The following is a 24,906-nucleotide window of genomic DNA, read 5'->3' on the forward strand; positions in this document are numbered from 1 at the left end:
GTAAGATAACGCGCTTCATGGCGCGCCCGACGGACGGGTGCGCACCCTTGCCTCGGGAGAACAGGGATGGCCGAGATCAATCCGCTTTCAACGGACCTGCAACAGCAACTGGCGGACTTGCAGGCACAGGGGCTCGCCTTGCTTGGCGTCGCCGCGGACGAGACGCCGGCGCGGATCGTCGCCGCCGTCACCGACTACGTGCGCGATGCGAGGGCGCAGGGGCGCAGCCTCGACGACGAGGCGGTCTTCGCCCTTGGCGCGTTGATCGGGGCGCAGTACGTGCGCGGCCTCGGTTGGCATTGGGGCGACGTGACCTGGGACGGCGACCCGGACAGCGCCGCCGTGGGCGTGCTCAGCCCCGACGAATCGCTGTTCAACAACCCCATCGGCTGGGTAAGCCAGATCGCCGAAAGCGACGGCGGGGTGCCGTTCATGCTCAGCTACAACATGATCCTGGCCAACCAGGTGCCGCTGTTCGAGCGGGGCAGCGCCACCGGTCTCTATTGAGCATGCAGGCGGATCGCAGCGACGCGCCGGCGCATCCCGCCAGGCGGGGCCGACAACCTGAACGGCCGGCGTCAGGCGCCACGACCCGCCGAGCAGCGCCAACCGGCGAACGAGGTGCGGGCGACCGTGGTGGAACAGACGCTGCCTCTGAGAAACCGCGCCTGCGGCGCTTTCCAGGAAGGCAGCCTGGAACGACGCGACTGCCGAGCCCATATCGGGCTGCAATTCCGCGATTGAGTGGGCTGCGGGTTCGCGACTCGGCTGGCCTTCCTGGGAACACTTCTGAGGTTTTCGCATGACGGATCTTGAACACGCGGTGGAAAGCAACCGACGCGCCTGGGACGCGTCCGCCGACAGTCACCTGCGTGGCAGCGGCTGGCAGGAATTGTCGCTGGCGGTACAGGAAACCGGCTTCAGTTGCCTGGACGAGACCCTGGCTGGCGTGCTGCGCAATCTGGACCTGGCCGGCAAGGCGGCGGTCCAGGTCGGCTGCAACAACGGCCGGGAAGTGCTTTCGCTGTACGCCTTCGGCGTCGCGCGGGCGGTGGGGATCGACCAGTCCGCCGCCTTCCTCGCCCAGGCGCGGCAACTGGCCGAGCGCTCGCCGCACCAGCCGCGTTTCGTCGAAGCCAATGCCTACGAGCTGCCGGCCGAGCTGGACGGTCAGTTCGACCTGCTGCTGATCACCATTGGTGTGCTCAACTGGATGCCCGACATCGCGCGCTTCTTCGCCTCGGTGAGCGGCCTGCTGAAGCCGGGCGGGCAATTGGCGATCTATGAAACCCACCCGTTCCTGGAGATGCTCGAACCCGAGTCGGAGCGACCGTTCGAACTGCGCAACGACTACTTCACCGATACGCCCCACGTATCCCGGGAGGCCATCGTCTACGAAGGCAGCGGCAGCGATACCGGCATCGCCAGCTACTGGTACGTCCACCCGCTCGGCGACATCCTCGGCGGGCTGCTCGGCGCCGGCCTGCGCCTGAGTCACTTCAAGGAATACCCGCACTCGAACCGCGAGGAACTCTACGACCTCTACGAGGACGGACCGCTGGCGATCCCGATGTGCTACACGCTGGTCGCGGTCAAGGCATGACCTGCGTCGAGGCCGAGCAAGGCGCGCCGCTGCGTGTGGTGGTGGTCGGCACCAGCGGGGCCGGGAAGTCGACCTTCTCCGCCGCGCTGGCCGCCAGGCTGGGTTGTACGCATGTCGAACTCGACCGACTCTACTGGGGCCCCGGCTGGCAAGCCGTGCCCCACGAACGCTTCGAGCACGCCGTGGAGCAGGCGACGACGGCGCCGCGCTGGGTCGCCGACGGCAACTACAGCGCCGTCCGCGAGCTGCTCTGGGGCCGCGCCACCCACGTGGTATGGCTGAATTTCGGGCGCTGGACGGTGTTCTCCCGGGTCCTTCGCCGCACCCTGGCCCGGGGCCTGTTGCGCACCCGCCTGTCCCACGGCAACCGTGAATCGCTGCGGATGGCGTTCTGCTCCAGGGATTCGATCCTGCTCTGGTCATGGAACACCTTCGCAGGCAACCGCCGCAAATACGCCGGCCTGCGCGAGGATCCGCGGTTCGCGCATTTGCGCTGGGTGGAGGTTGGCGAGCCGGGGAGGCTGGGGGAGGTGATCGAGAGGTTGGTGGAAGCCGCGCTCGCACAGTCGTAGTAGTGAGCGAAGCACGCTATCCGCCTCAGCCCTGGGGCTTGCTTACCCGGCTGCGCAGCGACTCGAAATAGGCTGTATCGGCGGGGCCGCCTGGCGTCGATTCCGCGCCGGCGACCAGCGTTTCACGCAGACTCCTGGCGTGCGTTTCGCGTTCTCCCCTTACCAGGCCACTCTGTATTGTTGGGTGCCGCGTCGCCGCCAGCGCCCGGCCGAGAATCCTTGCGACGACCTCGTCCTTGCCACGGGTATAGGCCTCGCGGTCGGTGGGGTAGCGGCGGGCCAGGGCGTGCTTGGTTTCGGCGTAGAGGCGGGCGTCGTCGGGGTGGTTGCGCAGCCAGTCGCGGAACAGCAGGTAGCGGTCGGCCTGGGCCAGGGGCATGACATGGACATGGTGGGTGCGGCCATGGCCGAAGGGCGGCATGCCTTTGACGAAGAACATCCGTTGAGTGTTCGGGTTCTCGCGCCAGAACTGGTAGCCGAGTCCCTCCAGCGGGGCTACCAGCCGTTGCGGATCGTGGCCGGGCGGCGGCAGCAGGAGGATGTCGATGATCGGCTTGGCGTCGAGCCCGGGCACCGCGGTGCTGCCGACATGCTCGATGCCCAGCCCGGGCAGCGCCAGCGCCGTGCGAATGGCCTCGGCTTCGGCGGCGAAGCGTTGTGGCCAGGCGGGGTCGGCGGGCAGTACCTCGATGCGGTCGTCGTCGGCGTTGCTCCAGCGTTGGCCGTCGAAGCGGGGCGGTTGGGGTGGGGACATGGCGGGTTCCGTGGATATTCGGGAGGTTGGAGGCGATGGGGCTGGGGTAGGGCGAATAACGCCAGCGGCGTTATCCGCCTTTTGGGGCGGGAGTACGGCGCAGACCGCTCGTTGAATAACTTGTGCGTGCTTTGAGCTTGGCGGTCAAGCTGATTCGCGTGCCTGCCTTGGCCTCTTGTTTCGCCTTTCCAGGAGAGTCACCTTCTCGCTCGCCGGATGGTCGGCCGCCGATAACGTAACCAAAGCGCTTGTCCCTGCATCCGATGCCAGTTACTGCGCTCCCTCGCGACATCATTGTCCCTGGCAGCTCTCGCGCCGCCCTGCCGCTCGTTCGCCTTCGCAACGACTCCACTCGGCCTTCTGATGGCGGGTCGCCGCCCCGCCATCAGGAGAGAAAGCATGGCTTCGCGCATGCCTCAATCTTGGTTTCGGCTGGATGCTGCGGGGGCGTTTGTCGAACGCTCAGCTACTGTTCATCCCGCAATCGTTCGCTGTTTCTCCCACGCCTCCTCGTAGCGTGCCTGCGCCTCGTCCAGCAGGTATTCGATCCCGCACAGTGCGCCGGAGAGTATCTCCGGCGCTGGCGTGCCGAGGTTTTCGGCGCCGGACAACAGGCGCAACAGGTCACGGGCGGCGTTCTGGTGGGCGATGGCTTCGTCGAGGAGTTCGAGGGTGGTCATGGGGTGCTTTCCCTTGATGATGAGCGATTGCCGCCGGTCCTGCCGGCAGATTTTCTCAGTCGTTCGGGACGCCAGACCCGTCTGCCGAGTGGCAGCAGGGATACATTAGGAGGCCGGTGGAGAGCGGGCAAGGAGAGCGAGGGGCATGAAGTTGAGGGGGGCAGCCCCGATGGACGGGAAGCCCTCGTATGGCGCGGGCTTGAAGCGAGACAGGACGAAAGGGCTTACGGGATAGGGCATTGATTCTCCGTTTCGCCTGGGTGCGGCCTGAAGGCGATTGGCGGATAACGCCATTGGCGTTATGCGCCCTACGGATCTAGTCACAACCTGCCGAAGGGTTAGGCAGGTACAGGATATTTTTATGCACCTCCGCCTGATCGGCGAATAACGCCGCCGACGTTATTCTCCCTCCGCAAGCGGGGTGCGGGTAAAGCCCGGGAGTCTCAGAAATCCAGCGCCTGTACCCCTGGATGCTGCGGATCGAACCCATCCAGGCGCATACGCTCCGCGAATGCCTCCCGCGCCGTGTCTCCCAGGAGAAATGCGCCCCGCGCCGAGGCCCAGTCGTCCGGTTGCAGCCGCACCATCCAGCCCTCGCCGTAGCAATCCCGGTTGATCAGCGCCGGGCGCTTGACCACCGCCGCGTTGCTCGCCAGCAGGGTCCCGGCCAACGGGCTGCGGGCCGAGGAGGCAGCCTTGGCGAACTCGACCACGCCGAAGCTGCGGTCGCGCTCGATATGCCAGCCATCGCGCTTGGGGGTGAAGGCGAAGATTTCGCCATACAGCGCGCAGCCGTAGGCGCTCAGGCCCAGGGTCAGGCTGCCGTCGACTTCCTCGCGCAGCCACAGGTTGTAGTCCGGGGCGTAGAACAGCCCGTCGGGGAATTCCAGGCCGTGCAGGTTCGCGCTCATAGGGTCAGTACCCGCTCGGATTCGAGGATCAGCCGTGCCAGTTCGCCGCCGCTGGAGATTTCGTCGAGTTCCTCGATCAGTTCGCTTTCGTCGATGTTCACCCCGGGCTGGCGGCACATCAGCAGGCGCGCGCCGGCTTCGCGGGCTTGGCGGATGAAGTGGCGCAGCGGCTCGCCGCCGTCCAGCGCGCGCAACTGGTCGGCGACGGCGCGGCGCGCCAACTGTACGCCTTCGCCGCTGAGGAACAGGGTCACCTCGGCGTCCATGCAGGCCAGCAGGGTCGCGGTGTGGAAGGGCGCGGCGCAGCGGGCCGGGGTGCTCGGGCCGCTGGAGACGATGATGAGGACGCGCTGGGCGTGGATGTCAGGGTTCAAGGGGCTTGTCCATCTGGATCAGCGCCACGCGCCGGCCGTCCGGATCGTGGCGTCCGGCGATGGCGCGCGGCTGATAGCCGAGCTGGGTATAGAGCAGCAGCCCGGCGGCGTTGGCGTTGAAGCAGGAAATCTTCATCAGGCGCGCTTTGTACTGTTCGCGGGCGAGGTTTTCCATGACCCCGATCAGGTAGCGGGCCACGCCCAGGCCGCGCGCGGCGGGCGCCACCATCATGTTGCCGAGGGCGCAGAAGTCGCCGTGCTGCCACTGGTAGAAATTGGCGAAGCCGACCACCTGCCCGTCGTGCACGGCCACGGTGCTGCCGCGGCGTTCGGCGATGGCGGCGGCCAGTTGGGCGACGCTGAACGGCCAGATCGCCTTGGGGTAGCAATAAAAGAGTTCGTCGCGGTCCTGGGGGAAGCCGGCGACCGTCTCCAGGTCGCCGGTCTCCGCCGGGCGGTGGCTGAGCTGCATGTCAGCGCGGCGGGTATTGCGACATGACTTTCTGCACCGTCTCGCGGATCGCCTGCTCGCGCTCGGCCGGACTCGGCGGACTGGTGCGCATGATCTGCTCGCCGCTGCCGCGCCAGACCAGCTTGCCGTCCTTGCCGTCGAACAGGTCGACCTGGAGGGTGGCAACCTTGTAATTCACGGTGCGCGTCTCGGCCATCGCCGGGCCGCCCCAGTATCCTCCCCAGTAGCCGCCCCAGTAACCGCCGCCGTAGTTGGTGGTGATCTGGTCCTGGCGATCGTCGACGATCAGATAGGCGCGCACCGTGACGTCGCCCCCGGCGTTGCCCTGGGCCGGACGCAGGCCGCGCTGGTCGAGCTGCTGGGCGACGGCTTCGCGGATGCGTTGCTCGGTGAGGTCGCTCTTGATGCGTGGGTCGTCGGGGCGGTATTCGAAGGCGGGTCGCGACCAGCTCCAGCTGCGGTAGGCGGCGAAGTCGCGGGAGCTGTCGAAGTCGCGGTCGAGCTGGGTGGTTTCGCAGGCTGCGAGGCTGAGGAGCAGGCCGAGCAGCAGGATTCGGCGGATCATGGTTTTTCTCCAGTCAGAGTTCACATCCAAGCTCAGCGCCGGATGAAAGGCAAGAGGAAACGCGGGTTTGAAACGTCTTCACAAGTAACGTTGGCGAGTGCCCGCCCTATAGGGCGCGACGGGAGAATGAAATGAATCGAAGTATTGCGATCCTGCTGCTGGGCCTGTCGCTGACCGGCTGCGTCGAGGCCCGCTCGGTGGTACCGGCGGATGGCCCGGGCCCGCTGCTGGTGGCCCATCGCGCCGGCACCGCGGACTACCCGGAGAACACCCTGCTGGCGATCCGCAAGGCGTTGGACAACGGCGCCGATGCGCTATGGCTCTCGGTGCAGTTGAGCGCCGATGGCCATCCGGTGCTCTATCGCCCCGCTGACCTGGCGGTCCTGACCCAGGGCGCCGGCGCGGTCGGCCAGTCGAGCCTGGCCGAGCTGGCGCGCTTGAACGCCGGCTATATGTTCAAGGCCGAGGACGGCAGCTATCCCTACCGCCAGAAGCCGCTGCGGATTCCGACGCTGCGCCAGGCGCTGCGGGCGATCCCGCCGCAGGTGCCGGTGTTCCTCGACATGAAGTCGCTGCCGGTGGAGCCGCTGGTCGATGCCGTGGCCGGCGAGCTGGAACGGCAGAAGGCTTGGTCGCGGGTGCGTTTCTATTCCACCGAGAAGGCCGCCAACGACTACCTGGCGCAGCGCTACGCGGACCGCGCGCGACAGTTCGAAAGCCGCGATGCGACGCGCAACCGCCTGGTCGGCCTGGCCTTTGGCGAGCGCTGCGAGGCACCGCCGGCCGGCGGCACCTGGATGGGCATCGAACTGCGCCGCGAACTGACGGTGACCGAGCGCTTCACCCTTGGCGAGTCCTCCTACGAGGTGCCGGCGGCGCAGTTGTGGACGCGCAAAGCGATGGACTGCGTGCGCCGCGAGCCGGTGAAGGTGGTGATGTTCGGCATCGAGACCGCCGAGGACTACCGCATCGCGCGTGCCCTGGGCGCCGACGCGGTGATGAGCAACTCGCCCAGGAAGATGGAGGCGATCCGCCGCCGGGTGCTCGCCGATCAGCCCGGCGGGTAGCTCGACAGCGCCCGTTTCACCGCTTCGCGCAGGGCCTTGGCCTGTTCGCTGGCGGAGTCGCCGGAGTCGAACTCGGCGCTGTTGCCCCACACCGGCTGGCCGCTGCGGGCGTCGTTCAGCTCGACGCGGACCACGGTGACCTGCACGGTGTAGCTGCGGGTCACCGGGTAGCTGGCGCCATAGCCGTACCAGGGATCGCGCCAGCCGCCGTAGTTGCCGTAGTAGCCGCCGTAGTAGTCGGTGACCTGGCGGGTGCGCAGTTCGTTGCGCAGGAACGCGCTGACCTGCAGGTCGGCCGCGCTGCCCGGCCGCGCCGGGCGCAGGCCGCGCTGGTCGAGCTGCTGGCTGACGGCGTCGCGCAACTGGTTGTCGTCCAGGCCCTGGGGAAAGCCGCTGACCCCGGCGGCGGCCCAGCTCCAGCTACGGTAGCGGGCGTAGTCGCGCGGCGCCGCCGGATAGGCGCCGGGATCGAGGCCGGGATTGGCCGCGGTGGCCGGCTGCGGCGGGTAGGGCAGGGAGCTGGCGCGGTAGGGATTGTCGCCCTGGCAGGCGCCGAGGGCGGCCAGGCTGGCGAGTAACGGCAGGATCAACAGTCGCGATTGCATGCTCGACGCTCCGTGGCCGCGCTACGTCGGCGGCCCTTGCAGGCTCAGACTGCATTCTGCGCCTTTCATTGCGGGCGGCACAGCCAGTGCAGGTAGCGGCCAAGCCCGGCAAAGACCGTGTGGCGGCGGTAGGCCAGTTCCATTTCCACTAGGTCGAGCAGTTCGGCCTTGGCCTGGAAATCGCTCGGCATGTAGTCGTGGAACACCCGCACGCCGCTGCGCGCCTCGATGCGCCAACGCGCTGCCATCGCCTGTTCCAGCTCGCGCGGGTCGAGCGGGCGCTGCGGGGTCAGGCTCTGCCCCTCGCCGGCGAAGCGTTCCTTGCGCAGCTTGCGGAAGTGGCCCTTGAGCAGGTTGCGGTAGATCAGCGCGTCGCGGTTGTAGAAGGCCAGCGACAGCCAGCCGCCGGGTGCGCAGAGTTGGTGCAGCACCGGCAGGATCGCATGGGGTTCGGCCAGCCACTCGAGCACGGCGTGGCAGAGCACCAGGTCGTAGGGCTCGGTGAGCTGGCCGAGCAGTTCCTGCCAGGGCGCCTGGATGAATTCGGCGGCCTGCCCGGCTTCGGCGAAGCGCTGGCGGGCGCCGTCGAGCATGGGTTGCGCTGGCTCGGCGAGGGTTACGCGGTGGCCGCGAGCGGCCAGCCAGAGCGACATGTGGCCGAGCCCGGCGCCGATGTCGAGTACCCGCAGAGGCCGCTCCGGCAGGGCCTCGGCGAGGTCGGCCTGGAGTACCGCGAGGCGGATCGCGCCCTTGGCGCCACCGTAGATCTTTTCGGCGAAGCGCGTCGCCAGTTCGTCGAAGTGGCGGTCGCTCATGGCAGGAAGCGCCGTTCGCAGTCGGCCAGCTTGGCGCGCACCACCTGTTCCAGGTCGAGGCCGGTTTCCCCGCAGAACAGCAGCAGATAAAGGACGATGTCGCCAACTTCCTGGCCAGCGTGTTCGAGCTGCTCGGCCGACAGCGTGCGCGACTGGTCTTCCGTCAGCCACTGGAAGATCTCCACCAGTTCGGCCATCTCGACGCTGGCGGCCATGGCCAGGTTCTTCGGGCTGTGGAATTGGCGCCAGTCGTTGCGGTCGCGGATGGCGTGCAGGCGCGCGGTGAGTTCGTGCAGGTCCATGGGGGATTCTTCGCGGTGGCGGTAAGCAGCCGCATAGCTTCGGGCTTTGCGCCCGAAGCTTCAAGGCATGGCGGACCGGCGTCAGCCCTGTAGCCGGCTCCAATGCCCGGCCATGTGCGGCAGGTCGTCCTTGCCGCGCAGGCTGAACTGGCCGTCCGCCGCCGCCGCGCTGGCCAGCAGGGTGAGGCTGGCCGGCAGCAGCACCGGCTTCTGGAAGCGCACCTCGACCCGATAGCCCGAGGCCGGCAGTCGCTCGCCCAGGGCGGCCAGGCTGCGAGCCTTGTTCCACAGGCCGTGGGCGATGGCGCGGGGAAAGCCGAACAGCTTGGCGCTGGATGTCGACAGGTGGATCGGGTTGTAGTCGCCGGCGGCGCGGGCATAGCGCCGGCCAATGTCGGCGGGCGCCTTCCAGTTGTCGACCGGCTCCAGCGGCAGCGGCTCCTGCTCGGCTTTCGGCGGAATCTCGCCGGGCACCTTGACGCCGCGGCAGAGCACCTTGCTGTCACCGACCCAGAGCAGGCCAAGCTGGTCTTCCAGGCGGGTGACGATGCTGAAGGTGGCGCCCTTGTCGTGCGGTTGCAGGTTTTCCACCGCGACGCTCACGGTGAACGGGCCGAGGCCGCCGAGCGCGCGCAGCACGTCGATGCGGTTCTCCAGGTGGACCAGGCCGAGCAGCGGGAAGGGGAAGCGCTTGTCGGTGAGCAGCGCCATCTGCAGCGGGAAGGCGAGGATGTGCGGGTAGGTCGGCGGCAGCAGGCCGTCGTCGCGGAAGCCGCAGACCTGGCGGTAGCGCTCGAGGTGCTTCGGGTCCACCGTGACCTGGCTGCGCAGGCCGCGCTCGGGCAGGGCCTTGCCGCGGATGCCGCGGCGCAGTGCGGCGCGCAGGAACAGGCCGGGCAGGGCGGGTGGGGCGGGCAGGTCGAGCCAGGCGGTGGGCATTGGACATCTCCTCGAAATAGGTGGCTGTCAGCTTAGTCGAGCACCCGCAGCAGGCATTGGCCGCCTGGCCGGCGCCGCTGGCAGGGCGGTCAATTGGCTCCGGGATGCGTCTGCATCGAGATTTTCGACCACGCCGGCGGCTAGTCGATCTGAGGGTTTTTCCGTCATGCGGGATGGGTTATTTCTATGGCCTCTCCTTGAGAGGGGATGGCAAAGCTGCCTAAGATGGGCCCGCCCCATGGATAACTAGAAAAAACACCATGCGTGATCTGACCGACGATGTAGCGCTGATGCGCCCGGTGATCGACGCCCTGCGCGCCAGCGGCTGCGATCCGGACCGGGTCCTGGTCCGTGTCGGGCTGCCGCCGGGTGGCCTGCCGGCCGGCCGTTTTCCCCATTCCGCACAGAACCTGTTCTGGAAGGCCGCCGCCGACGAGTGCGGCGAAGAGCATGTCGGCCTGCACCTGGCCGAGCACCTGCCGGCGTTCCATGGCCTGCTCCTGGAATACCTGTTCCTCTCCAGCGATACCTTCGGCGCCGGCCTGCGCCATTCCCTGCGCTACGTACGCCTGCTGTCCGACACCCTGCAGGCGCAACTGGAGGTGGAGGGCGAGCGCGCGGTGCTGTCGCTGGGCGAATCGCCGGCGATCAACCGTCACTTCCCGGAAATGCTCGCCGGCGCGGTGATCCGCCTGTTCGGTGCGCTCACCGAGGGCGAGTTCAAGCCGCTGGAAGTGCAACTGATGAACGAAACCGGAGCGCCGATGGAGCGCTACCGTGCGGTCTACGGCTGCCCGACGATCCTCGGCATGCCGCGCTACGCGCTGGTATTCGATGCCGCGGTGCTGGACAAGCCCTCGCGCCACGCCGCCCCGGAACTGCTGCGCATGCATGAGTCGCTGGCGCGCCGGCAACTGGCCGAAGTGGAGCGCCTGGACCTGGTACGCCAGGTCCGCGAACTGATCGGCGAACTGCTGGTGGACGGAGGCGCCACCCTGGAGCAGGTCGCCGCGCGCCTCGGCATGCCGGCCCGACGTCTGCGCGAACGCCTGGCGATGGCCGGGGTGCGCTTCAATGACCTGGTCACCGACTACCGCTGCCGACTGGCCAAGGAACTGCTGCTGAAGACCGACGAGCGCATCGAAGTGATCGTCGAACGCACCGGGTTTTCCGAGCCGAGCACCTTCTATCGCGCGTTCAAGCGCTGGGTCGGCGAGACGCCGGTGGAGTTCCGCCGGCGCGGGCAGCAGGGGCGCGGGTAGGGCCTGTCCGAGGGGGCTACCGGTGTTTTCCTGGTGCAGGGCGCCTGCCCGTCGCCGGGGAGTCAGGGGCCGCCTCAGGCCCCCAGCAGGCTCTGCCCGCACACCCTCAGCACCTGGCCGCTGACCGCGCCGGACGAAGGCTGGGCGAACCAGGCCACCGTTTCGGCGACGTCCTGCGGCAGGCCGCCCTGGCTCATGGAGTTCATCCGCCGGCCGGCCTCGCGGATGGTCAGCGGAATGGCGGCGGTCATCTGCGTCTCGATGAAGCCCGGCGCCACCGCGTTGATGGTGATGCCGCGCTTGCCCAGCGCCGGCGACCAGGCCTGGGCCAGGCCGATCAGGCCGGCCTTGCTCACCGCGTAGTTGCTCTGCCCGAGGTTGCCGGCGATGCCGCTGATCGAGGCCAGCAACACCACCCGGCCGTTGTCATGCAGCTTGCCGCCGTCGAGCAGGGCCTGGGTCAGCACCTGCGGGGCATTGAGGTTGACGTTGATCACCGAGTTCCAGAAGTCGCTGCTCATCTTCGCCAGGGTCTTGTCGCGAGTGATCCCGGCATTGTGCACGACGATATCGACGCCCTCAGGCAGCGCGTCCACCAGTTGCTGCCCGGCGTCCGCGGCGCAGATGTCGAGGGCCACGGCCCGGCCACCGAGGCGCGCGGCGAGGCCTTCGAGGGCCTCCCTGGCCGGCGGCACGTCGAGCAGCACCACTTCCGCGCCGTCGCGCGCCAGGGTTTCCGCGATAGCCGCGCCAATGCCGCGGGCGGCGCCGGTGACCAGCGCGCGCTGGCCGGCCAGCGGCTTGCTCCAGTCGTGGACCTGGGCGCTGTTGGCGGCAAGGCGGATCACCTGGCCGGAGACGTAGGCGCTCTTCGGCGAGAGGAAGAAGCGCAGCGCGCCTTCCAGTTGGTCCTCGGCGCCCTTGCCGACGTACAGCAACTGCACGTTGCCGCCACGACGGATTTCCTTGCCCAGGGAGCGGGTGAAACCTTCCAGGCTGCGTTGCACGCTGGCGGCGACCGGGTCCTTGAGAGACTCGGGGGCGCGTCCGAGGACTACCACCTTCGGGCATGTGTCGAGGCCCTTGAGCACCGGCTGGAAGAAGTCGCGCAGCGCCACCAACTGCTCGAAGCGGCTCAGGCCGCTGGCGTCGAACAGCACCGCCTTGGCCCGCGGGCTGTGCTCGGCGGTCCAGCGCGGCAGCTCGAACTGTCCCTCGACGGCGGCGAACACCGCGTCGGTCAGCTTGCCGGCGAAGGGCAGCACGGCCTCGGCCAGCGCGCCGCTCCCGCCGATTACCAGCGGGCCGTCCAGCGGCCGCACCCGGCCGGCCTGCCAGCGCTCCAGGCGCAACGGGGAGGGAAGGCCGACGGCGCCAACCAGGCGGCGGCCGACGGGGGAGTTGGCGAAGGCGATGTAACGATCGGTCATGGAACGGGCTCCCGGTGGAAAGGCTCCAAGGCTGAAGGTGGATTCCGCCGGCCAACGATGCCGAGGGAACGCGGGTAACAGTGTGGACAACTCTACGCAGCCACCTGTTCGCCGCAATTGACCGCGCTGACCGGGATAACGGCAGGGCGGCCAATGCGACGCGACCGGCTAAGGTTAGCCTGTGCGCCACTGACCGCTCAGTTAACGGGTCGAGCCTCGGCTCGGCGTAAACGATTCCAGCAAGGAGTTCTTCCATGACCCAGCTGCGCCGGGTCGCCATTGTCGGCGGCAACCGTATTCCCTTCGCCCGCTCGAACACCGTGTACGCCACGGCGAGCAACCAGGAGATGCTCACTTCCGCCCTGGAAGGCCTGGTGGAGCGCTACAACCTGCACGGAGAGCGCCTTGGCGAGGTGGTGGCCGGCGCCGTGCTGAAGCATTCGCGCGACTTCAACCTGACCCGCGAATGCGTGCTCGGTTCGCGCCTGGCCCCGGAAACCCCGGCCTACGATATCCAGCAGGCCTGCGGTACCGGCCTGGAGGCGGCGATCCTGGTGGCCAACAAGATCGCTCTCGGGCAGATCGACAGCGGCATCGCCGGCGGCGTCGACACCACTTCCGATGCGCCGATCGGGGTCAACGAGGGCCTGCGCAAGATTCTCCTCGAGGCCAACCGTGGCAAGAGCAACCTGGACAAGCTCAAGAGCCTGTTGAAGATCCGCCCGCGCCACGTGGTCCCGGCCATCCCGCGCAACGGCGAGCCGCGCACCGGGCTGTCGATGGGGGAGTCCTGCGAACTGATGGCGCAGACCTGGCAGATTCCCCGCGACGAGCAGGACAGGCTGGCCTTCGAGAGCCACCACAAGCTGGCCGCGGCCTATGAGGAGGGCTGGCAGAACGACCTGATGACGCCGTTCCGCGGCCTGACCCGCGACCAGAACCTGCGCCCGGATATCGACCTGGAGAAGATCGGCACCCTCAAGCCGGTGTTCGAGCGCGGCTCGCGCGGCACACTCACGGCGGCCAACTCGACGCCGCTGACCGATGGCGCCTCGGTGGTACTGCTGGCCAGCGAGGAGTGGGCGAAGGCGCGCGGCCTGCCGATACTGGCCTATTTCAAGGACGGCGAGGCGGCGGCAGTGAACTTCGTCGATCGCCAGGAGGGCCTGCTGATGGCGCCGGTCTACGCGGTGCCGCGGCTGCTGGCACGCAACGGCCTGAGCCTGCAGGACTTCGACTACTACGAGATCCACGAGGCCTTCGCCGCCCAGGTGCTCTGCACCCTGAAGGCCTGGGAAGACCCCGAGTACTGCAAGACCCGCCTCGGCCTCGACCAGCCGCTGGGTTCCATCGACCGCAGCAAGCTCAACGTCAAGGGCAGCTCGCTGGCAGCCGGCCACCCGTTCGCCGCCACGGGGGGACGGATCGTCGCCAACCTGGCCAAGCTGCTCTCGGTGGCGGAGCAGGGACGCGGGCTGATTTCCATCTGCGCCGCCGGTGGGCAGGGTGTGACCGCGATCATCGAGCGGTAATCCAATAGGGCGAGCGGCCTTGTCGCTCGACGATGTAAGCAACTCCGTGACTTGGGCGGTGCCGTGCGAACGGGACCGCCTTTTTTTTGCCGGTGCCCTACGGTTCGGGTTCGTCGGCGGCGTTGGAGACAGCGAATTCGACGCTTGTACGGAGAATCCCCTCTCTCTTCAGGGAGAGAGTTGGGGTGAGGGCGGCTCCGCTATCGGCCGGGAGTGCCGCTGCGGCGGATAACGCCGTTGGCGTTATGCGCCCTACGGTTCGGGTTCGTGGCGGCGATGAAGATACGGATCCCGACGCCTGCCGGATGACACCGGCGAAGGGCTCATGCCGCACATCCGCCATTCCCGTCCTGCCCCCGCAGGCTTGCCGGGTGGCGGTCGGCGAAGGGGGTGGAGAGGATCATCGAGGTCTTGCTGATGCCGAACTTCATCAGCCGGTCGATCAGGTCTTGCAGCTCCGGCATCGAAGCCACGGCGGCCTTCATCAGCACGCAGGCGTCGCCGGTGATTCGGTGGCAGAGGGTCAGTTGGGGGATCCGGGCCAGTTCGTCGAGCACCGACTGGCAATCCTTCTCGGTGATCCGCAGTTCGATCACGCACTCGATGGGCAGGCCGAGCTTGGCCAGGTTCACCGAGGCGTGGTAGCCGGTGATCACCCCTTCGGCCTCCAGCTTGGCCACCCGGTCGGCCACCGCCGGGGGCGACAGGTTGATGCGCCGGGCCAGTTCGGCGAAGGTCAGGCGGCCGTTGTCGATCAGGGCGGCGAGGAGCGCACGGTCGTATTTGTCCATGATGGGTCCCGGTTGTCGAATCGACGGAAAGCATGGCCGATTTCCATGGAAAGAAAAGTGTTACGTCCCGATAACCAGCGGCTGTGCCTTAACCGGCGGGTGGCGACCTAATAAAATGAAGTCTTTCTCCCGCCTGCCCTGTCGAGTGCTTTCCATGCCTGCCCGTCGCATTCCGCTGTTGCTTTTCGGTGCGTTCTTCGCCCTGTACTTCATCTGGGGCTCCACTTACCTGGCGATCCGCTTCGGCGTCGAGTCCTGGCCACCGATGCTGATGGCCGGGGTGCGCTTCGTCATCGCCGGCGCCCTGATGTTCGCCTGGTTGCGCTGGCGCGGCGCGCCGCTGCCGACCTGGCGCGAGTGGCGCGGCGCGGGGGTCGTCGGAATCCTCCTGCTCAGTTGCGGCAACGGAGGGGTGACGGTGGCCGAGCACTGGGGCGTGTCTTCCGGGGTGGCGGCCCTTGCGGTGGCTACGGTGCCGCTGTTTACCCTGCTGTTCAGCCAGTTGTTCGGCCAGCGCAACACCACCCTGGAATGGGGCGGCATCGTGCTCGGGCTGTTCGGCATCGTCCTGCTCAACCTCGGTTCGAACCTCCAGGCCAGCCCTGCCGGTGCCGGCCTGATCCTGTTCGCCGCCGCATCCTGGGCCTTCGGCTCGGTGTGGAGCCGGCGCCTGTCGCTGCCGGCCGGACCGATGGCCAGCGCCGCGGAAATGCTGGTCGGCGGCGCGGTGCTGCTGGTCGGCAGCCTGGCCAGCGGCGAGCGCCTCGAGCATTGGCCGAGCACCAGCGGCTGGCTGGCGCTGGTGTACCTGATCCTGTTCGGCTCGATCATCGCCTTCAGCGCCTACCAGTACCTGCTGCGCAACGTGCGGCCGGCGGCGGCCACCAGCTATGCCTACGTCAATCCGGCGGTGGCGGTGTTGCTCGGCACCCTGTTCGCCGGCGAGCGGATCGGCGGTATCGAGGGGCTGGCGATGCTGGTGATCATCAGCGCCGTGGTGCTCATCGGCCTGCCTCAGTGGCGCGCCAGCCGCGCCGCCGCCTGAATGCCTTAAGCGATCCCTAAGGCGGGCTGCGCCATGCTGCGGTGCAGCGCCCGGATGGGCCGGGCTGACGGGGGTACGAAGATGAAAGCGCTGGTCATCGGTGTGGTCCTGGTGTTCCTTGGCGGTTGCGCCAGTCACGTGAGCCCCGGCGGCAAGGCCATCGAGTCGCCGATCAAGGAGTATTTCGGCCAGGACCCCATCGAGCGCCGGGCCTTCGGCGAGAGCGAGAACGGCGCCGAGACCGAGGATTCGCCACTGCGTTTGCGCCTGACGCCCTGAACGGTCGCCCCGGGCGCCTGACCGGACGTGCAGAAGTCGTCTCCAGCGTCTTCAATACGGGGTGACGGTCGCCGCCAGGCGGCCCCGTAGCGAAGGCCGGAGGGGCGATGGAGAGCATGCTGGACAGGCCCGAGCAGGAACTCGTGCTGGTGGTGGACGACACCCCGGACAACCTGCTGCTGATGCGCGAGCTGCTCGAGGAGCAGTACCGCGTGCGCACCGCCGGCAGCGGCCCGGCCGGGCTGCGGGCGGCCGTCGAAGAGCCGCGCCCGGACCTGATCCTGCTCGACGTGAACATGCCGGGCATGGACGGCTACGAGGTCTGCCGACGGCTCAAGGCCGATCCGCTGACCCGCGACATCCCGTTGATGTTCCTCACTGCCCGCGCCGATCACGACGACGAGCAACAGGGCCTGGCCCTGGGCGCGGTGGATTACCTGGGCAAGCCGGTGAGCCCGCCGATCGTCCTGGCACGGGTGCGCACCCATCTGCAACTGAAGGCCAATGCCGATTTCCTGCGCGACAAGAGCGAATACCTGGAACTCGAAGTTCGCCGTCGCACGCGCCAGCTGCAACAGTTGCAGGACGCCGTCATCGAAGCCCTGGCGACCCTTGGCGATCTTCGCGACAACCCGCGCAGCCGCCATCTTCCGCGTATCGAGCGCTATGTCAGGCTGCTCGCCGAGCACCTGGCGGTGCAGCGGGCGTTCGCCGACGAGCTGACTCCGGAGGCTGTCGACCTGCTGAGCAAGTCGGCGCTGTTGCATGACATCGGCAAGGTCGCGGTGCCCGACCGGGTCCTGCTCAACCCCGGGCAACTGGACGCTGCCGACACCGCCCTGCTACAGGGTCATACCCGCGCCGGGCGCGACGCCCTGGCCAGCGCCGAGCGGCGGCTCGGCCAGCCTTCCGGGTTCCTCCGCTTCGCCCGGCAGATCGCCTACAGCCATCACGAACGCTGGGATGGCCGGGGCTTTCCGGAAGGCCTGGCGGGCGAGCGAATTCCCCTGGCGGCGCGGATCGTCGCCCTGGCCGACCGCTACGATGAACTGACCAGCCGGCACGCCTACCGGCCGCCGCTGGCGCACGCCGAGGCGGTGCTGCTGATCCAGGCCGGCGCCGGCAGTGAATTCGACCCACGGCTGGTGGAGGCCTTCGTCGCCGTGGCCGACGCTTTCGCCGAGGTTGCCCGGCGCTACGCCGACAGCGCCGAGGCACTGGACGTGGAGATGCAGCGGCTGGAACAGGCGGTGGCGGAAAGCATCGAACTCACCGCGCCACCGGCCTAGTACGCCGATCGGTGCGCAGTCCGGCGGAAAGCCGGCGCGTCCGGCTGTGCTCGGCACGGCGTTTGCCGTATAACGTCAGACCCTTTGCCCTACACATTGGCCCCGAGGAACCGCGTAGCACCGATGAAGACACCCAGACGCCTGGAACCGTTGATCGAAGACGGTCTGATCGACGAGGTCGTGCGCCCGCTGATGAGCGGCAAGGAAGCCTCGGTCTATGTGGTGCGTTGCGGCGACAGCCTGCGTTGCGCCAAGGTCTACAAGGAGGCCAACAAGCGCAGCTTCCGCCAGGCCGCCGAGTACCAGGAGGGCCGCAAGGTCCGCAACAGCCGCCAGGCGCGGGCCATGGCCAAGGGCTCGAAGTATGGCCGCCGCGAACAGGAGGAAGCCTGGCAGAATGCCGAAGTGGCGGCCCTGTTCCGTCTCGCCGGGGCCGGTGTGCGGGTGCCGAAGCCCTATGATTTCCTCGATGGCGTGTTGCTGATGGAACTGGTGGCGGACGCCGACGGCGATGCTGCGCCGCGTCTCAACGACGTGACGCTGGAGCCCGACGAGGCACGCCGCCACCACGCTTTCCTGATCCGCCAGATCGTCGCCATGCTCTGCGCCGGCCTGGTGCACGGCGACCTCTCCGAGTTCAACGTCCTGCTCGGTCCGGACGGCCCGGTGATCATCGACTTGCCGCAGGCGGTCGACGCGGCCGGCAACAACCATGCGTTCAGCATGCTCGAACGCGACGTCGGCAACATGGCCGCCTACTTCGGCCGCTTCGCCCCGGAACTCAGGCAGACCCGCTATGCCAAGGAAATGTGGGCGCTCTACGAAGCCGGCGAGCTGACAACGGAAACCCCGCTCAGCGGCACCTTCGTCGAAGCCGAAGAGGCCGCCGACGTGCGCGCGGTGCTCCGCGAGATCGAGGCCGCGCAGCGCGAGGAGGCGCGTCGCCAGGCGCTGCGCCAGGCCGACGACGCGCCGCGTGGCGAGCGCGAGGAACCGCCGCCGCCCTGGTTGCAGTGAGCGGCTGGCGGATGTTTTTTCCCGCCAACTGTATCGCGACCCTTGCGCGCGCAACTGCTAGCGTGGCCTGAAGTTTTCCGGAGGCCGCCATGCCTGTTGCACATATCCTGCTCGCCTTGCTGGTGACCCTGATCTGGGGTCTGAACTTCGTCGTGATCAAGGTCGGCCTCGGCGACTTCCCGCCGCTGCTGTTCTGCGCCCTGCGCTTCGCCCTGGCGGCGCTGCCGCTGCTGGTCCTGCGCGGGCCGATGCCGGCGCCGTTCGGACGCATCCTGCTGATCGGCGTGCTCCTCGGGGTGGTCAAGTTCGGCCTGCTGTTCGTCGGCATGGCCCAGGGCATGCCGGCCGGGCTGTCGTCGCTGGTGCTGCAGAGCCAGGTATTCTTCACCATCCTCATCGCCGCCCTGTGGCTGGGCGAGCGGCCGTCGCCGCGCGGGTTGTTCGGCCTCCTGCTGGCGGCGGCGGGGCTGGTCCTGATCGGCCTGGAACGGCCGCTGGGAGACAGCCTGCTGGCATTCCTGCTGGTGGTCGCCGCGGCGCTGGCCTGGTCTTTCGCCAATATCGCCACCAAGCGTTCCGGGGCCACCGACATGCTGCGCCTGATCTGCTGGGTCAGCCTGGTCCCGCCTTTGCCCCTGCTGGCGCTTTCCTATGTATTCGAAGGTCCGCAAGCCATCGAGCGCGCCGTGCTGAACATGAGCTGGGGGGGCTTCGGAGCGCTGCTCTACATCGCCTTCGGCGCGACCACGGTGGGCTTCGCCATCTGGAGCTTCCTCCTGCGCCACTATCCGGCCAGCCTGGTGACGCCGTTCGCGCTGGCGGTGCCGGTGTCGGGCATGCTCGCCGGCTGGCTGCTGCTCGGCGAACGCCTCGACCTAGACAGCCTGCTGGCCTGCGCGCTGGTGTTCGTCGGGCTGGCCATCACCCTGTTGCCGGCCAGCCTGCTGCGACGCTTCGCCTGGCCGGTGCGGCGGCTGGGATGAAAACGGCGGAAGACATCCTCGCGCTGATCGCCGCCGATTCCTCGCGCCTGCATCTGCTCCGCGTGCTGCGCGAGGTCGGGCCGGAGGGCGCGTGGATCGGCGCCGGTTTCGTACGCAACGCGGTATGGGACCATCTGCATGGCTACGGCGAAGCCACGCCGCTGGCGGACATCGACGTACTTCATTTCGCCCCGCGGGTCCTCGACCCGCAGGCCGACGCCGACTTCGAGGTCGCGTTGCGCCGTCGCTGCGAGGCACCCTGGTCGGTGAAGAACCAGGCGCGCATGCACCTGCGCAACGGCGACCGGCCCTACCGGGATTGCGCCGATGCGCTGTGCCACTGGGCGGAAACGTGCACGGCGGTGGCGCTGCGGCTCGTCGGCGAACGCCTGGAGCTACTGGCACCGCTGGGCGTCGACGACCTGCTGGCGCTGAAGGTACGGCCCACCGCGCATTTCGCCGGCAAGCCGGAAGTCTACCGGCGGCGCCTGCGGGAGAAGAACTGGACGACGCGCTGGCCGCTGCTGGATATCAGTGGCAGCAGCCAGACGCCAGATCCTTGAGGATCGGGCAGTCGGGGCGGTGGTCGCCCTGGCAGTGCTCGACCAGGTCCTGCAGGGTGTCGCGCAGGGTGCTGAGCTCCTCGATCTTGCGATTCAGCTCGCGCACGTGCTGCGCCGCCAGGGCCTTGACGTCGGCACTGGCACGCTGGCGATCCTGCCAGAGGGTGAGCAGCTTGCCGACTTCGTCGAGGGAGAAACCGAGGTCCCGCGAACGGCGGATGAACGCCAGGGTATGCAGGTCGTTCTCGTTGTAGTGGCGGTAGCCGCTGGCGCTGCGTCCGGCTGGGCGGAGCAGCTCGATGGACTCGTAGTAACGGATCATCTTCGGCGTCAGTCCGCTTTTCTTCGCCGCTTCACCGATGTTCATCCGGGTCTCCTGGGAGGTTGCGAAGCCGCTAGCCTATCCCTTTCCCGGCCAATGCGCAGGCTATCAGATATGTGACCGCCCGCTGTCCGGACCTCTGGCCGGCGGCCGCGTCGTGTCCGGCTGGGTCTTCGGCAGGAACACCTGCACTTCCAGCCCTTTGCCCTCCAGTCCCTTGCCCAGGCCGATACTGCCGAAATGCAGTTCGACGATGCGCTTGACGATCGGCAGGCCCAGGCCGCTGCCCTCGCCGCAGCTGGTGGCGGGGCTGCGGTAGAAGCGGGTGAAGATCGCCTGCTGCTCTTCCAGGGCGACCCCGGGGCCGTTGTCGCGCACCCGCAGCACGGCGTGCTGGGCGCGATTCTCGACGCGGATCTCGACCTGGCCCCCGGCCGCTGTGTAGCGCAGGGCGTTGCCCACCAGGTTGCCGACCATCGCCTTCAGCCACAGGTCGATGCCCATCACGTGCACGGTCTCCTGGTGCAACGACAGCTCGATGTCCTTGTCGATGGCCTGGCGCGCCAGTTCGGAGAGTACGTCTTCGGCCAGGGTGGCGAGGTTGACCGGGTGGAATTGCTCCAGCAGGGCGTCACCGTCGAGGCGGGCGAGGAGCAGGATCTGCTCCATCAAGGTGCTGATCCGCTCGACGCTGCGACTGACTTGCAGCAGGCCGCGGGCGTGGGCCTTGGGGTCTTCCGAACGCAGCGCGACCTGGGCATGGGTGCGCAGGCTGGCCAGTGGCGTGCGGATTTCATGGGCGGCGTCGCTGGTCAGTCGGCGTTCGGCCTCGAGGGCGGTGCGCAGACGCTCCAGCAGGAGGTTGAGTTCGTCGATGAGGCCGCGGATCTCCAGCGGCACCGCCTCCACGGCGATCGGCTGCAGGTGTCGCGCGGAGCGCTGCTGGACCTCGGCCTGCACTTCGCGTAGCGGCGCCAGGCCGCGGGCAACGCCGAACCAGACCAGGCCGCCGAGCAACGGCAGCGCCAGCAGCAGCGGGAACAGCGAGTAGAACAGCAGCAGGTTCATGGTGTGCTGGCGGTAGATCAGGTTTTCGCTGATCCAGATCTGGAAGCCGTCGATATTCAGCTGGAGTACCCGCCAGTGGGTGCCCTGGGCTTCCACGGTGCTGAAGCCGGGGCCCTGGGCAGTGATCTCCGGCGGCAGGTTGAGGCTCGACAGCAGCGGCTGGCCGTCGCGCCACAGGGCGTAGCCGAGGGCGCTTTCGCGGCGCAGCAGGGGCAGGCCCTGAATCGCTTCGCGGCTGCGTTCGATGATCTCGGTGATCGAGCCGTCCGCGCCGGCCTGGTCTTCGGTGGCAAGGTCGAGCAGGCGCAGGGCGGCTTCGCCGAAGTCCACCATATCGTCGTCGAACAGGCGGTTCACCTGCTTCAGCGAGAGGTGGTAGGTCAGCGCCGCCACGCTCAGCCAGCACAGCACGAAGCCGACCAGCAGGTTGACCAGCAGGCGCCTGCGGACGGAGGGGACGGCGGTACGCGACATCGGGGGACTCCGGTAGGCGGTTTTCAGGGCGCCGGCTGGTCGATGCCGTAGCCGATGCCGCGGACAGTGCGGATCAACTGGTTGCCGAGCTTGCGCCGCAGATGATGGACATGGACTTCGATGGCGTTGCTCTCGACGTCGCCGCTCCAGCCGTAGAGGCTCTGCTCCAGTTGGTTGCGCGAGAGCACCTTGCCGCTGTTCTCCAGCAGCAGGCGCAGCAGTGCGTATTCGCGCGGCGCCAGTTCCACCGCCTGGCCGGACAGGGTCACCTGGTGGGTCGCCGGGTCCAGGCGCAGCTCGCCGTGCACCAGTTGCGGCAGGGCGCGGCCGGTGGTGCGGCGGGTCAGGGCACGCACCCGTGCCTGCAGTTCGTCGAGATCGAAGGGCTTGGTCAGGTAGTCGTCGGCACCGCTGTCGAGCCCGGCGACCCGGTCGGCCACCTTGTCCCGCGCGGTGAGCAGCAGCACCGGGGTGAGCCGGCCCTGGTGGCGCAGGTTACGCAGGATCTCCAGGCCGCTGCGGCGCGGCAGACCGATGTCGAGCACCAGCAGGTCGAACTCGTCGGTGACCAGCGCGTTCTCCGCGGCAACGCCGTCGGTCACCCATTCCACGGTATCGCCTTCCAGGCGCAGCCCGGCGCGGATGCCGTCGCCGAGCAGCAGGTCGTCCTCGGCCAGCAGTATTCTCATGGCAGCCTCGTTTCAGTGATTCCACAATTCCCACAGGCTCAGGCCGGCTTCCAGCAGGAGGATGGCGACAATCAGCCATTCGACCCGCAGTTCGCCCCGGAAGTAGCGGTATTCGCCGAGGCGGTCGGCGGCCAGTTCGTAGAGGTCCTGCAGCACTTCGATGCGGTCGTCCAGGGTTGCCAGGCGATCGTGCACTTCGGCCTGCATGGCCAGTTCGTTGTAGAGCCGGCGCACAGCGCCGTTCAGTTGCAGCGGCGGCTTCTCCAGGTGCGACTCCAGGCGGGCGTAGGCCATGCGCCAGAGTGTAGTGCGTCGCACCTGCCGGTTCACATGTTCCTGGCGCCGCAGGGCGGCACGGCGCGGTAGCTGGGTCAGTTCGACATCGGCCTGGGCCGGCTCCCAGGCCGCCGCGGTCTCGTCCTCCAGGCGGCGCAGGTGACCTTCGTGCCAGGCGAAGACGGCCAGGCCTTCGAGCAGCTCCCGGCAGCGTTCGGGGTTGCCGATGACCAGCGCGCGGCCGGGGCGCCACAGCACTCGCTCGCCGAACGAGGGCGCTTCCAGGGTCGGCTGGGGTTCGTCCTCGCCGGCGGCCATCCAGGCTTCCAGGCGCTGGCGCCAGGCGTGCCCGGTCTGTAGCCCGGCGTTGGCGAAGATCACCAGCAGCTCGTCGTCGACGGCGGTCTCCGGCAGTTCCGCGTCTTCGCTCAGCTCGATGCGTTGCGCCAGGACTGCCAGCGCCGGCTGCGGATCGCGCAGGGTGGCCAGCAGCGGCAGGCCGCCGCCGCCGTCCGCGGCGGAGCGGAAGCGTACCCGGTGCAGCAGACAGGGCGCGCCGTTGACGGCCAGCGGCACGCTGGCCAGGGGAGCGGCGGACATCTTCAGGTCCTCGCCAGGGCCGGCAATTGTGCCGGGCCGAACTCGATCTCCTCGATATCCGGCGGTGCGACGAAGGGTACGCCGTCTTCCAGTACCGGTCCCGGCTGGGCGAGCAGGAAGCGGGTTTCCCGGTCCATCACGAAGCAGGCCTTGAGGTAGTCGCCGTCGAGGTGGTCGAGCCACAGCGGGCCGAGCTTGCGTTCGATGCGTCGGTCGATGTCCTCGGCCTGCCAGTGGTTCGCGTCGAGCCAGTCGGAAGCCAGCAGGAAGCCCCAGGAGGAGAGGAACGAGGGCACCGTGGCGCGGTAGCTGTGGACCTGGGAGAAGACGCTGCGCAGGGTGCGGGCGAGGGCCGCGTGGGGCTTGTCGTCGCTGTGGGAGAACTCCAGTCCCTGCACCGCGACCACCCCGCCCGGCCGCAGGCGCGAATGCAGCAGCTCGTAGAACTGGCGGGTATAGAGAGCCTGGGCCGGGCCGTTGTCGAGCATGTCGACTACGTCGATGATGACCACGTCGTAGAGCGACGGGTCGCGTTCGAGATAGGCCCGGCCGTCCTCGGCGAGCAGCTCGCAGCGTGGGTCGTCGAAGGCGCCCTGGTGCCACTGGAACAGGTGTTCGCGACACAGCTCCACCAGCTCCCGGTCGAGATCGACCATCACCGCTCGCCGCACGCTGGCATGGGACAGCACCTCGCGCAGGGTGGCGCCTTCGCCGCCGCCGATGATCAGTACGTCGCGCGGCTCGTCGTGGGCGAGCATGGCCGGCTGCACCAGCAATTCGTGGTACAGCGACTCGTCGCTCTCGGCGCTCTGGATCGCGCCGTCGAGCATCAACACGCGGTCGTAGTTGTAGGTGTCGGCGATCAGCACGTTCTGCCAGCGCGTGCGGCCCTGGTAGAGCACCCGGCGCAGGCGATAGACATACTGGTCGAAGGGGTCGCTGTCCTCGATCGCGGTGATCGCGCCGTCGCCTTCCAGCAGCGGGTCCGGCGGGTAGAAGTAGAAGTGGTTCGGCGGCAGCGGCGGTAGCCCGGCGGCGACCTCCGCCGGCACCAGGCCGGTGAGGTCGACGGCGTAACGGGCCTGGCTCAGGTCGGGAGCCAGCGGGGCGCGTTCGATCGGCGTATCCATCAGGCCACCCCCGTGCCCTGGCCCAGCGCCCAGCGCAGGGTCGGGCTGTCTTCGTCGACCGGGCCATTGCCGGCCAGGCTGCGGCTGAGCAGACCCAGGCGATGGCCGCCGAGGCCGCGGTCCATGCTCGAGATCAGGTGTCGACGGCTGCCCAGGCGTTCGCTGAGCACGCGCACGGCCTGGGCGCCATCGAGCACGTCGCCGCAGGTGAACACGTCGACCGCGGCATAGCCGTACTCCGGCCAGGTATGGATCGCCAGGTGCGATTCGGCGATCACCACCACGCCGGAGATGCCGATCGGACTGAACTTGTGGAACGCCGAGGTGATGATGGTGGCGTTGGCCTGGCGGGCGGCCTCGAGCATGCTTTCCTCGATCCACTGGATATCGTCGAAGCGCTGGTCGACGCAGTCGAACAGCTCGATGACCAGTTGCTTGCCGAGCACGGTGATCGGATCGAGTCGCAACGGTTGAATTGCCATGAAGGCCTCCTGCTT

General features: G+C 68.2%; 30 protein-coding genes. 12 read left to right on the forward strand and 18 right to left on the reverse strand.

The window, feature by feature from the left end; all coding sequences use genetic code 11:
* The first annotated feature begins 138 nt into the window (after positions 1-138).
* From HMPREF2886_RS15300 to HMPREF2886_RS15310, 3 genes are all read left to right on the forward strand, one after another.
* On the forward strand, positions 139-507 hold the full coding sequence (locus HMPREF2886_RS15300) for a hypothetical protein (protein ID WP_073649922.1): 369 nt from the start codon (positions 139-141) through the stop codon (positions 505-507).
* 295 nt (positions 508-802) lie between these two features.
* Positions 803-1,603 (forward strand): class I SAM-dependent methyltransferase, encoded by an 801-nt coding sequence (locus tag HMPREF2886_RS15305; protein ID WP_033967995.1) that lies wholly within the window; start codon positions 803-805, stop codon positions 1,601-1,603.
* Positions 1,600-2,175 carry a P-loop NTPase family protein gene (locus HMPREF2886_RS15310; protein WP_070747762.1) on the forward strand — a complete coding sequence of 192 codons (576 nt, stop codon included), beginning with the start codon at positions 1,600-1,602 and terminating at the stop codon, positions 2,173-2,175. The genes HMPREF2886_RS15305 and HMPREF2886_RS15310 overlap by 4 nt, the downstream gene beginning before the upstream one ends.
* A 25-nt stretch (positions 2,176-2,200) precedes the next feature.
* Here the strand turns inward: HMPREF2886_RS15310 and HMPREF2886_RS15315 are convergent, their stop codons facing one another.
* The 6 genes from HMPREF2886_RS15315 to HMPREF2886_RS15340 form a co-directional block, all read right to left on the reverse strand.
* Positions 2,201-2,929 (reverse strand): GrpB family protein, encoded by a 729-nt coding sequence (locus tag HMPREF2886_RS15315; protein WP_039027881.1) that lies wholly within the window; start codon positions 2,927-2,929, stop codon positions 2,201-2,203.
* Positions 2,930-3,402: 473 nt separating this feature from the next.
* Positions 3,403-3,609 (reverse strand): hypothetical protein, encoded by a 207-nt coding sequence (locus HMPREF2886_RS15320; protein WP_057389513.1) that lies wholly within the window; start codon positions 3,607-3,609, stop codon positions 3,403-3,405.
* 443 nt (positions 3,610-4,052) lie between these two features.
* The gene (locus tag HMPREF2886_RS15325) at positions 4,053-4,520 is read right to left on the reverse strand and encodes a glycine cleavage system protein H (protein ID WP_033974313.1); all 468 of its coding nucleotides are present in this window, start codon (positions 4,518-4,520) and stop codon (positions 4,053-4,055) included.
* Positions 4,517-4,894: a DsrE family protein gene (locus HMPREF2886_RS15330; protein WP_033974316.1), complete on the reverse strand. Its 378-nt coding sequence runs from the start codon at positions 4,892-4,894 to the stop codon at positions 4,517-4,519. The genes HMPREF2886_RS15325 and HMPREF2886_RS15330 overlap by 4 nt, the downstream gene beginning before the upstream one ends.
* A complete protein-coding gene (locus HMPREF2886_RS15335; protein ID WP_033974318.1) occupies positions 4,884-5,366 on the reverse strand; it encodes a GNAT family N-acetyltransferase in 483 nt (160 codons plus the stop codon). Before HMPREF2886_RS15335 ends, HMPREF2886_RS15330 begins: the two co-directional genes overlap by 11 nt.
* Position 5,367: 1 nt before the next feature.
* Positions 5,368-5,931, reverse strand: a complete 564-nt coding sequence (locus HMPREF2886_RS15340) for a DUF4136 domain-containing protein (RefSeq protein WP_033974320.1) — start codon at positions 5,929-5,931, stop codon at positions 5,368-5,370.
* A gap of 131 nt (positions 5,932-6,062) precedes the next feature.
* On the opposite strand from HMPREF2886_RS15340, the gene HMPREF2886_RS15345 reads away from it, so the two are divergent.
* Positions 6,063-6,998: a glycerophosphodiester phosphodiesterase family protein gene (locus HMPREF2886_RS15345; protein WP_039027883.1), complete on the forward strand. Its 936-nt coding sequence runs from the start codon at positions 6,063-6,065 to the stop codon at positions 6,996-6,998.
* On the opposite strand, the gene HMPREF2886_RS15350 is transcribed toward HMPREF2886_RS15345, so the two are convergent.
* From HMPREF2886_RS15350 to HMPREF2886_RS15365, 4 genes are all read right to left on the reverse strand, one after another.
* On the reverse strand, positions 6,983-7,603 hold the full coding sequence (locus tag HMPREF2886_RS15350) for a DUF4136 domain-containing protein (RefSeq protein WP_003102259.1): 621 nt from the start codon (positions 7,601-7,603) through the stop codon (positions 6,983-6,985). The genes HMPREF2886_RS15345 and HMPREF2886_RS15350 overlap by 16 nt on opposite strands.
* Positions 7,604-7,668: 65 nt before the next feature.
* On the reverse strand, positions 7,669-8,418 hold the full coding sequence (locus HMPREF2886_RS15355) for a methyltransferase domain-containing protein (protein WP_033977155.1): 750 nt from the start codon (positions 8,416-8,418) through the stop codon (positions 7,669-7,671).
* Complete coding sequence (locus HMPREF2886_RS15360; protein WP_003102255.1) at positions 8,415-8,720, reverse strand: nucleotide pyrophosphohydrolase; 306 nt, start codon at positions 8,718-8,720, stop codon at positions 8,415-8,417. Before HMPREF2886_RS15360 ends, HMPREF2886_RS15355 begins: the two co-directional genes overlap by 4 nt.
* Positions 8,721-8,801: 81 nt before the next feature.
* Entirely contained in the window at positions 8,802-9,659 is an 858-nt protein-coding gene (locus HMPREF2886_RS15365; protein WP_058173443.1) for a MaoC family dehydratase, read from the reverse strand.
* 260 nt (positions 9,660-9,919) lie between these two features.
* On the opposite strand from HMPREF2886_RS15365, the gene HMPREF2886_RS15370 reads away from it, so the two are divergent.
* The gene (locus tag HMPREF2886_RS15370) at positions 9,920-10,921 is read left to right on the forward strand and encodes an AraC family transcriptional regulator (RefSeq protein ID WP_003095270.1); all 1,002 of its coding nucleotides are present in this window, start codon (positions 9,920-9,922) and stop codon (positions 10,919-10,921) included.
* Positions 10,922-10,995: 74 nt separating this feature from the next.
* Here HMPREF2886_RS15370 and HMPREF2886_RS15375 read toward each other — a convergent pair whose 3' ends face one another.
* A complete protein-coding gene (locus HMPREF2886_RS15375; protein ID WP_058178652.1) occupies positions 10,996-12,351 on the reverse strand; it encodes a 3-oxoacyl-ACP reductase in 1,356 nt (451 codons plus the stop codon).
* A 254-nt stretch (positions 12,352-12,605) separates the two neighbouring features.
* Between HMPREF2886_RS15375 and HMPREF2886_RS15380 the strand changes: the two genes are divergently transcribed.
* Entirely contained in the window at positions 12,606-13,883 is a 1,278-nt protein-coding gene (locus tag HMPREF2886_RS15380; protein ID WP_003095263.1) for an acetyl-CoA C-acetyltransferase, read from the forward strand.
* Between the two features lie 323 nt (positions 13,884-14,206).
* Here HMPREF2886_RS15380 and HMPREF2886_RS15385 read toward each other — a convergent pair whose 3' ends face one another.
* Positions 14,207-14,674 carry an Lrp/AsnC family transcriptional regulator gene (locus HMPREF2886_RS15385; protein ID WP_033973724.1) on the reverse strand — a complete coding sequence of 156 codons (468 nt, stop codon included), beginning with the start codon at positions 14,672-14,674 and terminating at the stop codon, positions 14,207-14,209.
* Positions 14,675-14,828: 154 nt separating this feature from the next.
* Here HMPREF2886_RS15385 and yedA point away from each other — a divergent pair, with 154 nt between their 5' ends.
* The 6 genes from yedA to HMPREF2886_RS15415 all read left to right on the forward strand — a co-directional run bounded on the left by yedA (position 14,829) and on the right by HMPREF2886_RS15415 (position 19,850).
* Positions 14,829-15,719 carry a drug/metabolite exporter YedA gene (gene yedA / locus HMPREF2886_RS15390; RefSeq protein WP_033973725.1) on the forward strand — a complete coding sequence of 297 codons (891 nt, stop codon included), beginning with the start codon at positions 14,829-14,831 and terminating at the stop codon, positions 15,717-15,719.
* 33 nt (positions 15,720-15,752) lie between these two features.
* Complete coding sequence (locus HMPREF2886_RS15395; protein ID WP_039027887.1) at positions 15,753-15,998, forward strand: hypothetical protein; 246 nt, start codon at positions 15,753-15,755, stop codon at positions 15,996-15,998.
* A 107-nt stretch (positions 15,999-16,105) separates the two neighbouring features.
* Positions 16,106-17,287: a cyclic di-GMP phosphodiesterase gene (locus HMPREF2886_RS15400; RefSeq protein WP_070747765.1), complete on the forward strand. Its 1,182-nt coding sequence runs from the start codon at positions 16,106-16,108 to the stop codon at positions 17,285-17,287.
* A gap of 123 nt (positions 17,288-17,410) precedes the next feature.
* Positions 17,411-18,304, forward strand: a complete 894-nt coding sequence (locus HMPREF2886_RS15405) for a PA4780 family RIO1-like protein kinase (RefSeq protein ID WP_033973727.1) — start codon at positions 17,411-17,413, stop codon at positions 18,302-18,304.
* A gap of 89 nt (positions 18,305-18,393) precedes the next feature.
* On the forward strand, positions 18,394-19,287 hold the full coding sequence (locus HMPREF2886_RS15410) for an EamA family transporter (RefSeq protein ID WP_023108352.1): 894 nt from the start codon (positions 18,394-18,396) through the stop codon (positions 19,285-19,287).
* Positions 19,284-19,850 carry a nucleotidyltransferase family protein gene (locus HMPREF2886_RS15415; RefSeq protein ID WP_033977159.1) on the forward strand — a complete coding sequence of 189 codons (567 nt, stop codon included), beginning with the start codon at positions 19,284-19,286 and terminating at the stop codon, positions 19,848-19,850. Before HMPREF2886_RS15410 ends, HMPREF2886_RS15415 begins: the two co-directional genes overlap by 4 nt.
* Here the strand turns inward: HMPREF2886_RS15415 and cueR are convergent.
* The 6 genes from cueR to speD all read right to left on the reverse strand — a co-directional run bounded on the left by cueR (position 19,819) and on the right by speD (position 24,891).
* Positions 19,819-20,217 (reverse strand): Cu(I)-responsive transcriptional regulator, encoded by a 399-nt coding sequence (gene cueR / locus HMPREF2886_RS15420; protein ID WP_003095248.1) that lies wholly within the window; start codon positions 20,215-20,217, stop codon positions 19,819-19,821. The genes HMPREF2886_RS15415 and cueR overlap by 32 nt on opposite strands.
* Before the next feature lie 63 nt (positions 20,218-20,280).
* Positions 20,281-21,714 carry a two-component system sensor histidine kinase PmrB gene (pmrB, locus tag HMPREF2886_RS15425; protein WP_070747768.1) on the reverse strand — a complete coding sequence of 478 codons (1,434 nt, stop codon included), beginning with the start codon at positions 21,712-21,714 and terminating at the stop codon, positions 20,281-20,283.
* Positions 21,715-21,737: 23 nt separating this feature from the next.
* Positions 21,738-22,403 (reverse strand): two-component system response regulator PrmA, encoded by a 666-nt coding sequence (gene pmrA / locus HMPREF2886_RS15430; RefSeq protein WP_039027890.1) that lies wholly within the window; start codon positions 22,401-22,403, stop codon positions 21,738-21,740.
* 12 nt (positions 22,404-22,415) lie between these two features.
* Positions 22,416-23,279, reverse strand: a complete 864-nt coding sequence (locus HMPREF2886_RS15435; protein ID WP_058016992.1) for an RMD1 family protein — start codon at positions 23,277-23,279, stop codon at positions 22,416-22,418.
* Positions 23,280-23,281: 2 nt separating this feature from the next.
* Complete coding sequence (locus HMPREF2886_RS15440; RefSeq protein WP_016254383.1) at positions 23,282-24,409, reverse strand: fused MFS/spermidine synthase; 1,128 nt, start codon at positions 24,407-24,409, stop codon at positions 23,282-23,284.
* Positions 24,409-24,891: an adenosylmethionine decarboxylase gene (gene speD, locus HMPREF2886_RS15445; RefSeq protein WP_003095236.1), complete on the reverse strand. Its 483-nt coding sequence runs from the start codon at positions 24,889-24,891 to the stop codon at positions 24,409-24,411. Before speD ends, HMPREF2886_RS15440 begins: the two co-directional genes overlap by 1 nt.
* Between the last annotated feature and the right edge of the window lie 15 nt (positions 24,892-24,906).

This window comes from Pseudomonas sp. HMSC066A08, assembly GCF_001813025.1.
GTDB classification, from domain to species: domain Bacteria; phylum Pseudomonadota; class Gammaproteobacteria; order Pseudomonadales; family Pseudomonadaceae; genus Pseudomonas; species Pseudomonas aeruginosa.

What these genes read in the sequence shown, in the direction of transcription:
- HMPREF2886_RS15305 (WP_033967995.1), top strand. Translation starts at nt 803, where the DNA reads ATGACGGATCTTGAACACGCGGTGGAAAGCAACCGACGCGCCTGGGAC.
- HMPREF2886_RS15310 (WP_070747762.1), top strand. Translation starts at nt 1,600, where the DNA reads ATGACCTGCGTCGAGGCCGAGCAAGGCGCGCCGCTGCGTGTGGTGGTG.
- HMPREF2886_RS15315 (WP_039027881.1), bottom strand. Translation starts at nt 2,929, where the DNA reads ATGTCCCCACCCCAACCGCCCCGCTTCGACGGCCAACGCTGGAGCAAC.
- HMPREF2886_RS15320 (WP_057389513.1), bottom strand. Translation starts at nt 3,609, where the DNA reads ATGACCACCCTCGAACTCCTCGACGAAGCCATCGCCCACCAGAACGCC.
- HMPREF2886_RS15325 (WP_033974313.1), bottom strand. Translation starts at nt 4,520, where the DNA reads ATGAGCGCGAACCTGCACGGCCTGGAATTCCCCGACGGGCTGTTCTAC.
- HMPREF2886_RS15335 (WP_033974318.1), bottom strand. Translation starts at nt 5,366, where the DNA reads ATGCAGCTCAGCCACCGCCCGGCGGAGACCGGCGACCTGGAGACGGTC.
- HMPREF2886_RS15340 (WP_033974320.1), bottom strand. Translation starts at nt 5,931, where the DNA reads ATGATCCGCCGAATCCTGCTGCTCGGCCTGCTCCTCAGCCTCGCAGCC.
- HMPREF2886_RS15345 (WP_039027883.1), top strand. Translation starts at nt 6,063, where the DNA reads ATGAATCGAAGTATTGCGATCCTGCTGCTGGGCCTGTCGCTGACCGGC.
- HMPREF2886_RS15350 (WP_003102259.1), bottom strand. Translation starts at nt 7,603, where the DNA reads ATGCAATCGCGACTGTTGATCCTGCCGTTACTCGCCAGCCTGGCCGCC.
- HMPREF2886_RS15355 (WP_033977155.1), bottom strand. Translation starts at nt 8,418, where the DNA reads ATGAGCGACCGCCACTTCGACGAACTGGCGACGCGCTTCGCCGAAAAG.
- HMPREF2886_RS15360 (WP_003102255.1), bottom strand. Translation starts at nt 8,720, where the DNA reads ATGGACCTGCACGAACTCACCGCGCGCCTGCACGCCATCCGCGACCGC.
- HMPREF2886_RS15365 (WP_058173443.1), bottom strand. Translation starts at nt 9,659, where the DNA reads ATGCCCACCGCCTGGCTCGACCTGCCCGCCCCACCCGCCCTGCCCGGC.
- HMPREF2886_RS15370 (WP_003095270.1), top strand. Translation starts at nt 9,920, where the DNA reads ATGCGTGATCTGACCGACGATGTAGCGCTGATGCGCCCGGTGATCGAC.
- HMPREF2886_RS15375 (WP_058178652.1), bottom strand. Translation starts at nt 12,351, where the DNA reads ATGACCGATCGTTACATCGCCTTCGCCAACTCCCCCGTCGGCCGCCGC.
- HMPREF2886_RS15380 (WP_003095263.1), top strand. Translation starts at nt 12,606, where the DNA reads ATGACCCAGCTGCGCCGGGTCGCCATTGTCGGCGGCAACCGTATTCCC.
- HMPREF2886_RS15385 (WP_033973724.1), bottom strand. Translation starts at nt 14,674, where the DNA reads ATGGACAAATACGACCGTGCGCTCCTCGCCGCCCTGATCGACAACGGC.
- yedA (WP_033973725.1), top strand. Translation starts at nt 14,829, where the DNA reads ATGCCTGCCCGTCGCATTCCGCTGTTGCTTTTCGGTGCGTTCTTCGCC.
- HMPREF2886_RS15395 (WP_039027887.1), top strand. Translation starts at nt 15,753, where the DNA reads ATGCTGCGGTGCAGCGCCCGGATGGGCCGGGCTGACGGGGGTACGAAG.
- HMPREF2886_RS15400 (WP_070747765.1), top strand. Translation starts at nt 16,106, where the DNA reads ATGGAGAGCATGCTGGACAGGCCCGAGCAGGAACTCGTGCTGGTGGTG.
- HMPREF2886_RS15405 (WP_033973727.1), top strand. Translation starts at nt 17,411, where the DNA reads ATGAAGACACCCAGACGCCTGGAACCGTTGATCGAAGACGGTCTGATC.
- HMPREF2886_RS15410 (WP_023108352.1), top strand. Translation starts at nt 18,394, where the DNA reads ATGCCTGTTGCACATATCCTGCTCGCCTTGCTGGTGACCCTGATCTGG.
- HMPREF2886_RS15415 (WP_033977159.1), top strand. Translation starts at nt 19,284, where the DNA reads ATGAAAACGGCGGAAGACATCCTCGCGCTGATCGCCGCCGATTCCTCG.
- cueR (WP_003095248.1), bottom strand. Translation starts at nt 20,217, where the DNA reads ATGAACATCGGTGAAGCGGCGAAGAAAAGCGGACTGACGCCGAAGATG.
- pmrB (WP_070747768.1), bottom strand. Translation starts at nt 21,714, where the DNA reads ATGTCGCGTACCGCCGTCCCCTCCGTCCGCAGGCGCCTGCTGGTCAAC.
- pmrA (WP_039027890.1), bottom strand. Translation starts at nt 22,403, where the DNA reads ATGAGAATACTGCTGGCCGAGGACGACCTGCTGCTCGGCGACGGCATC.
- HMPREF2886_RS15435 (WP_058016992.1), bottom strand. Translation starts at nt 23,279, where the DNA reads ATGTCCGCCGCTCCCCTGGCCAGCGTGCCGCTGGCCGTCAACGGCGCG.
- HMPREF2886_RS15440 (WP_016254383.1), bottom strand. Translation starts at nt 24,409, where the DNA reads ATGGATACGCCGATCGAACGCGCCCCGCTGGCTCCCGACCTGAGCCAG.
- speD (WP_003095236.1), bottom strand. Translation starts at nt 24,891, where the DNA reads ATGGCAATTCAACCGTTGCGACTCGATCCGATCACCGTGCTCGGCAAG.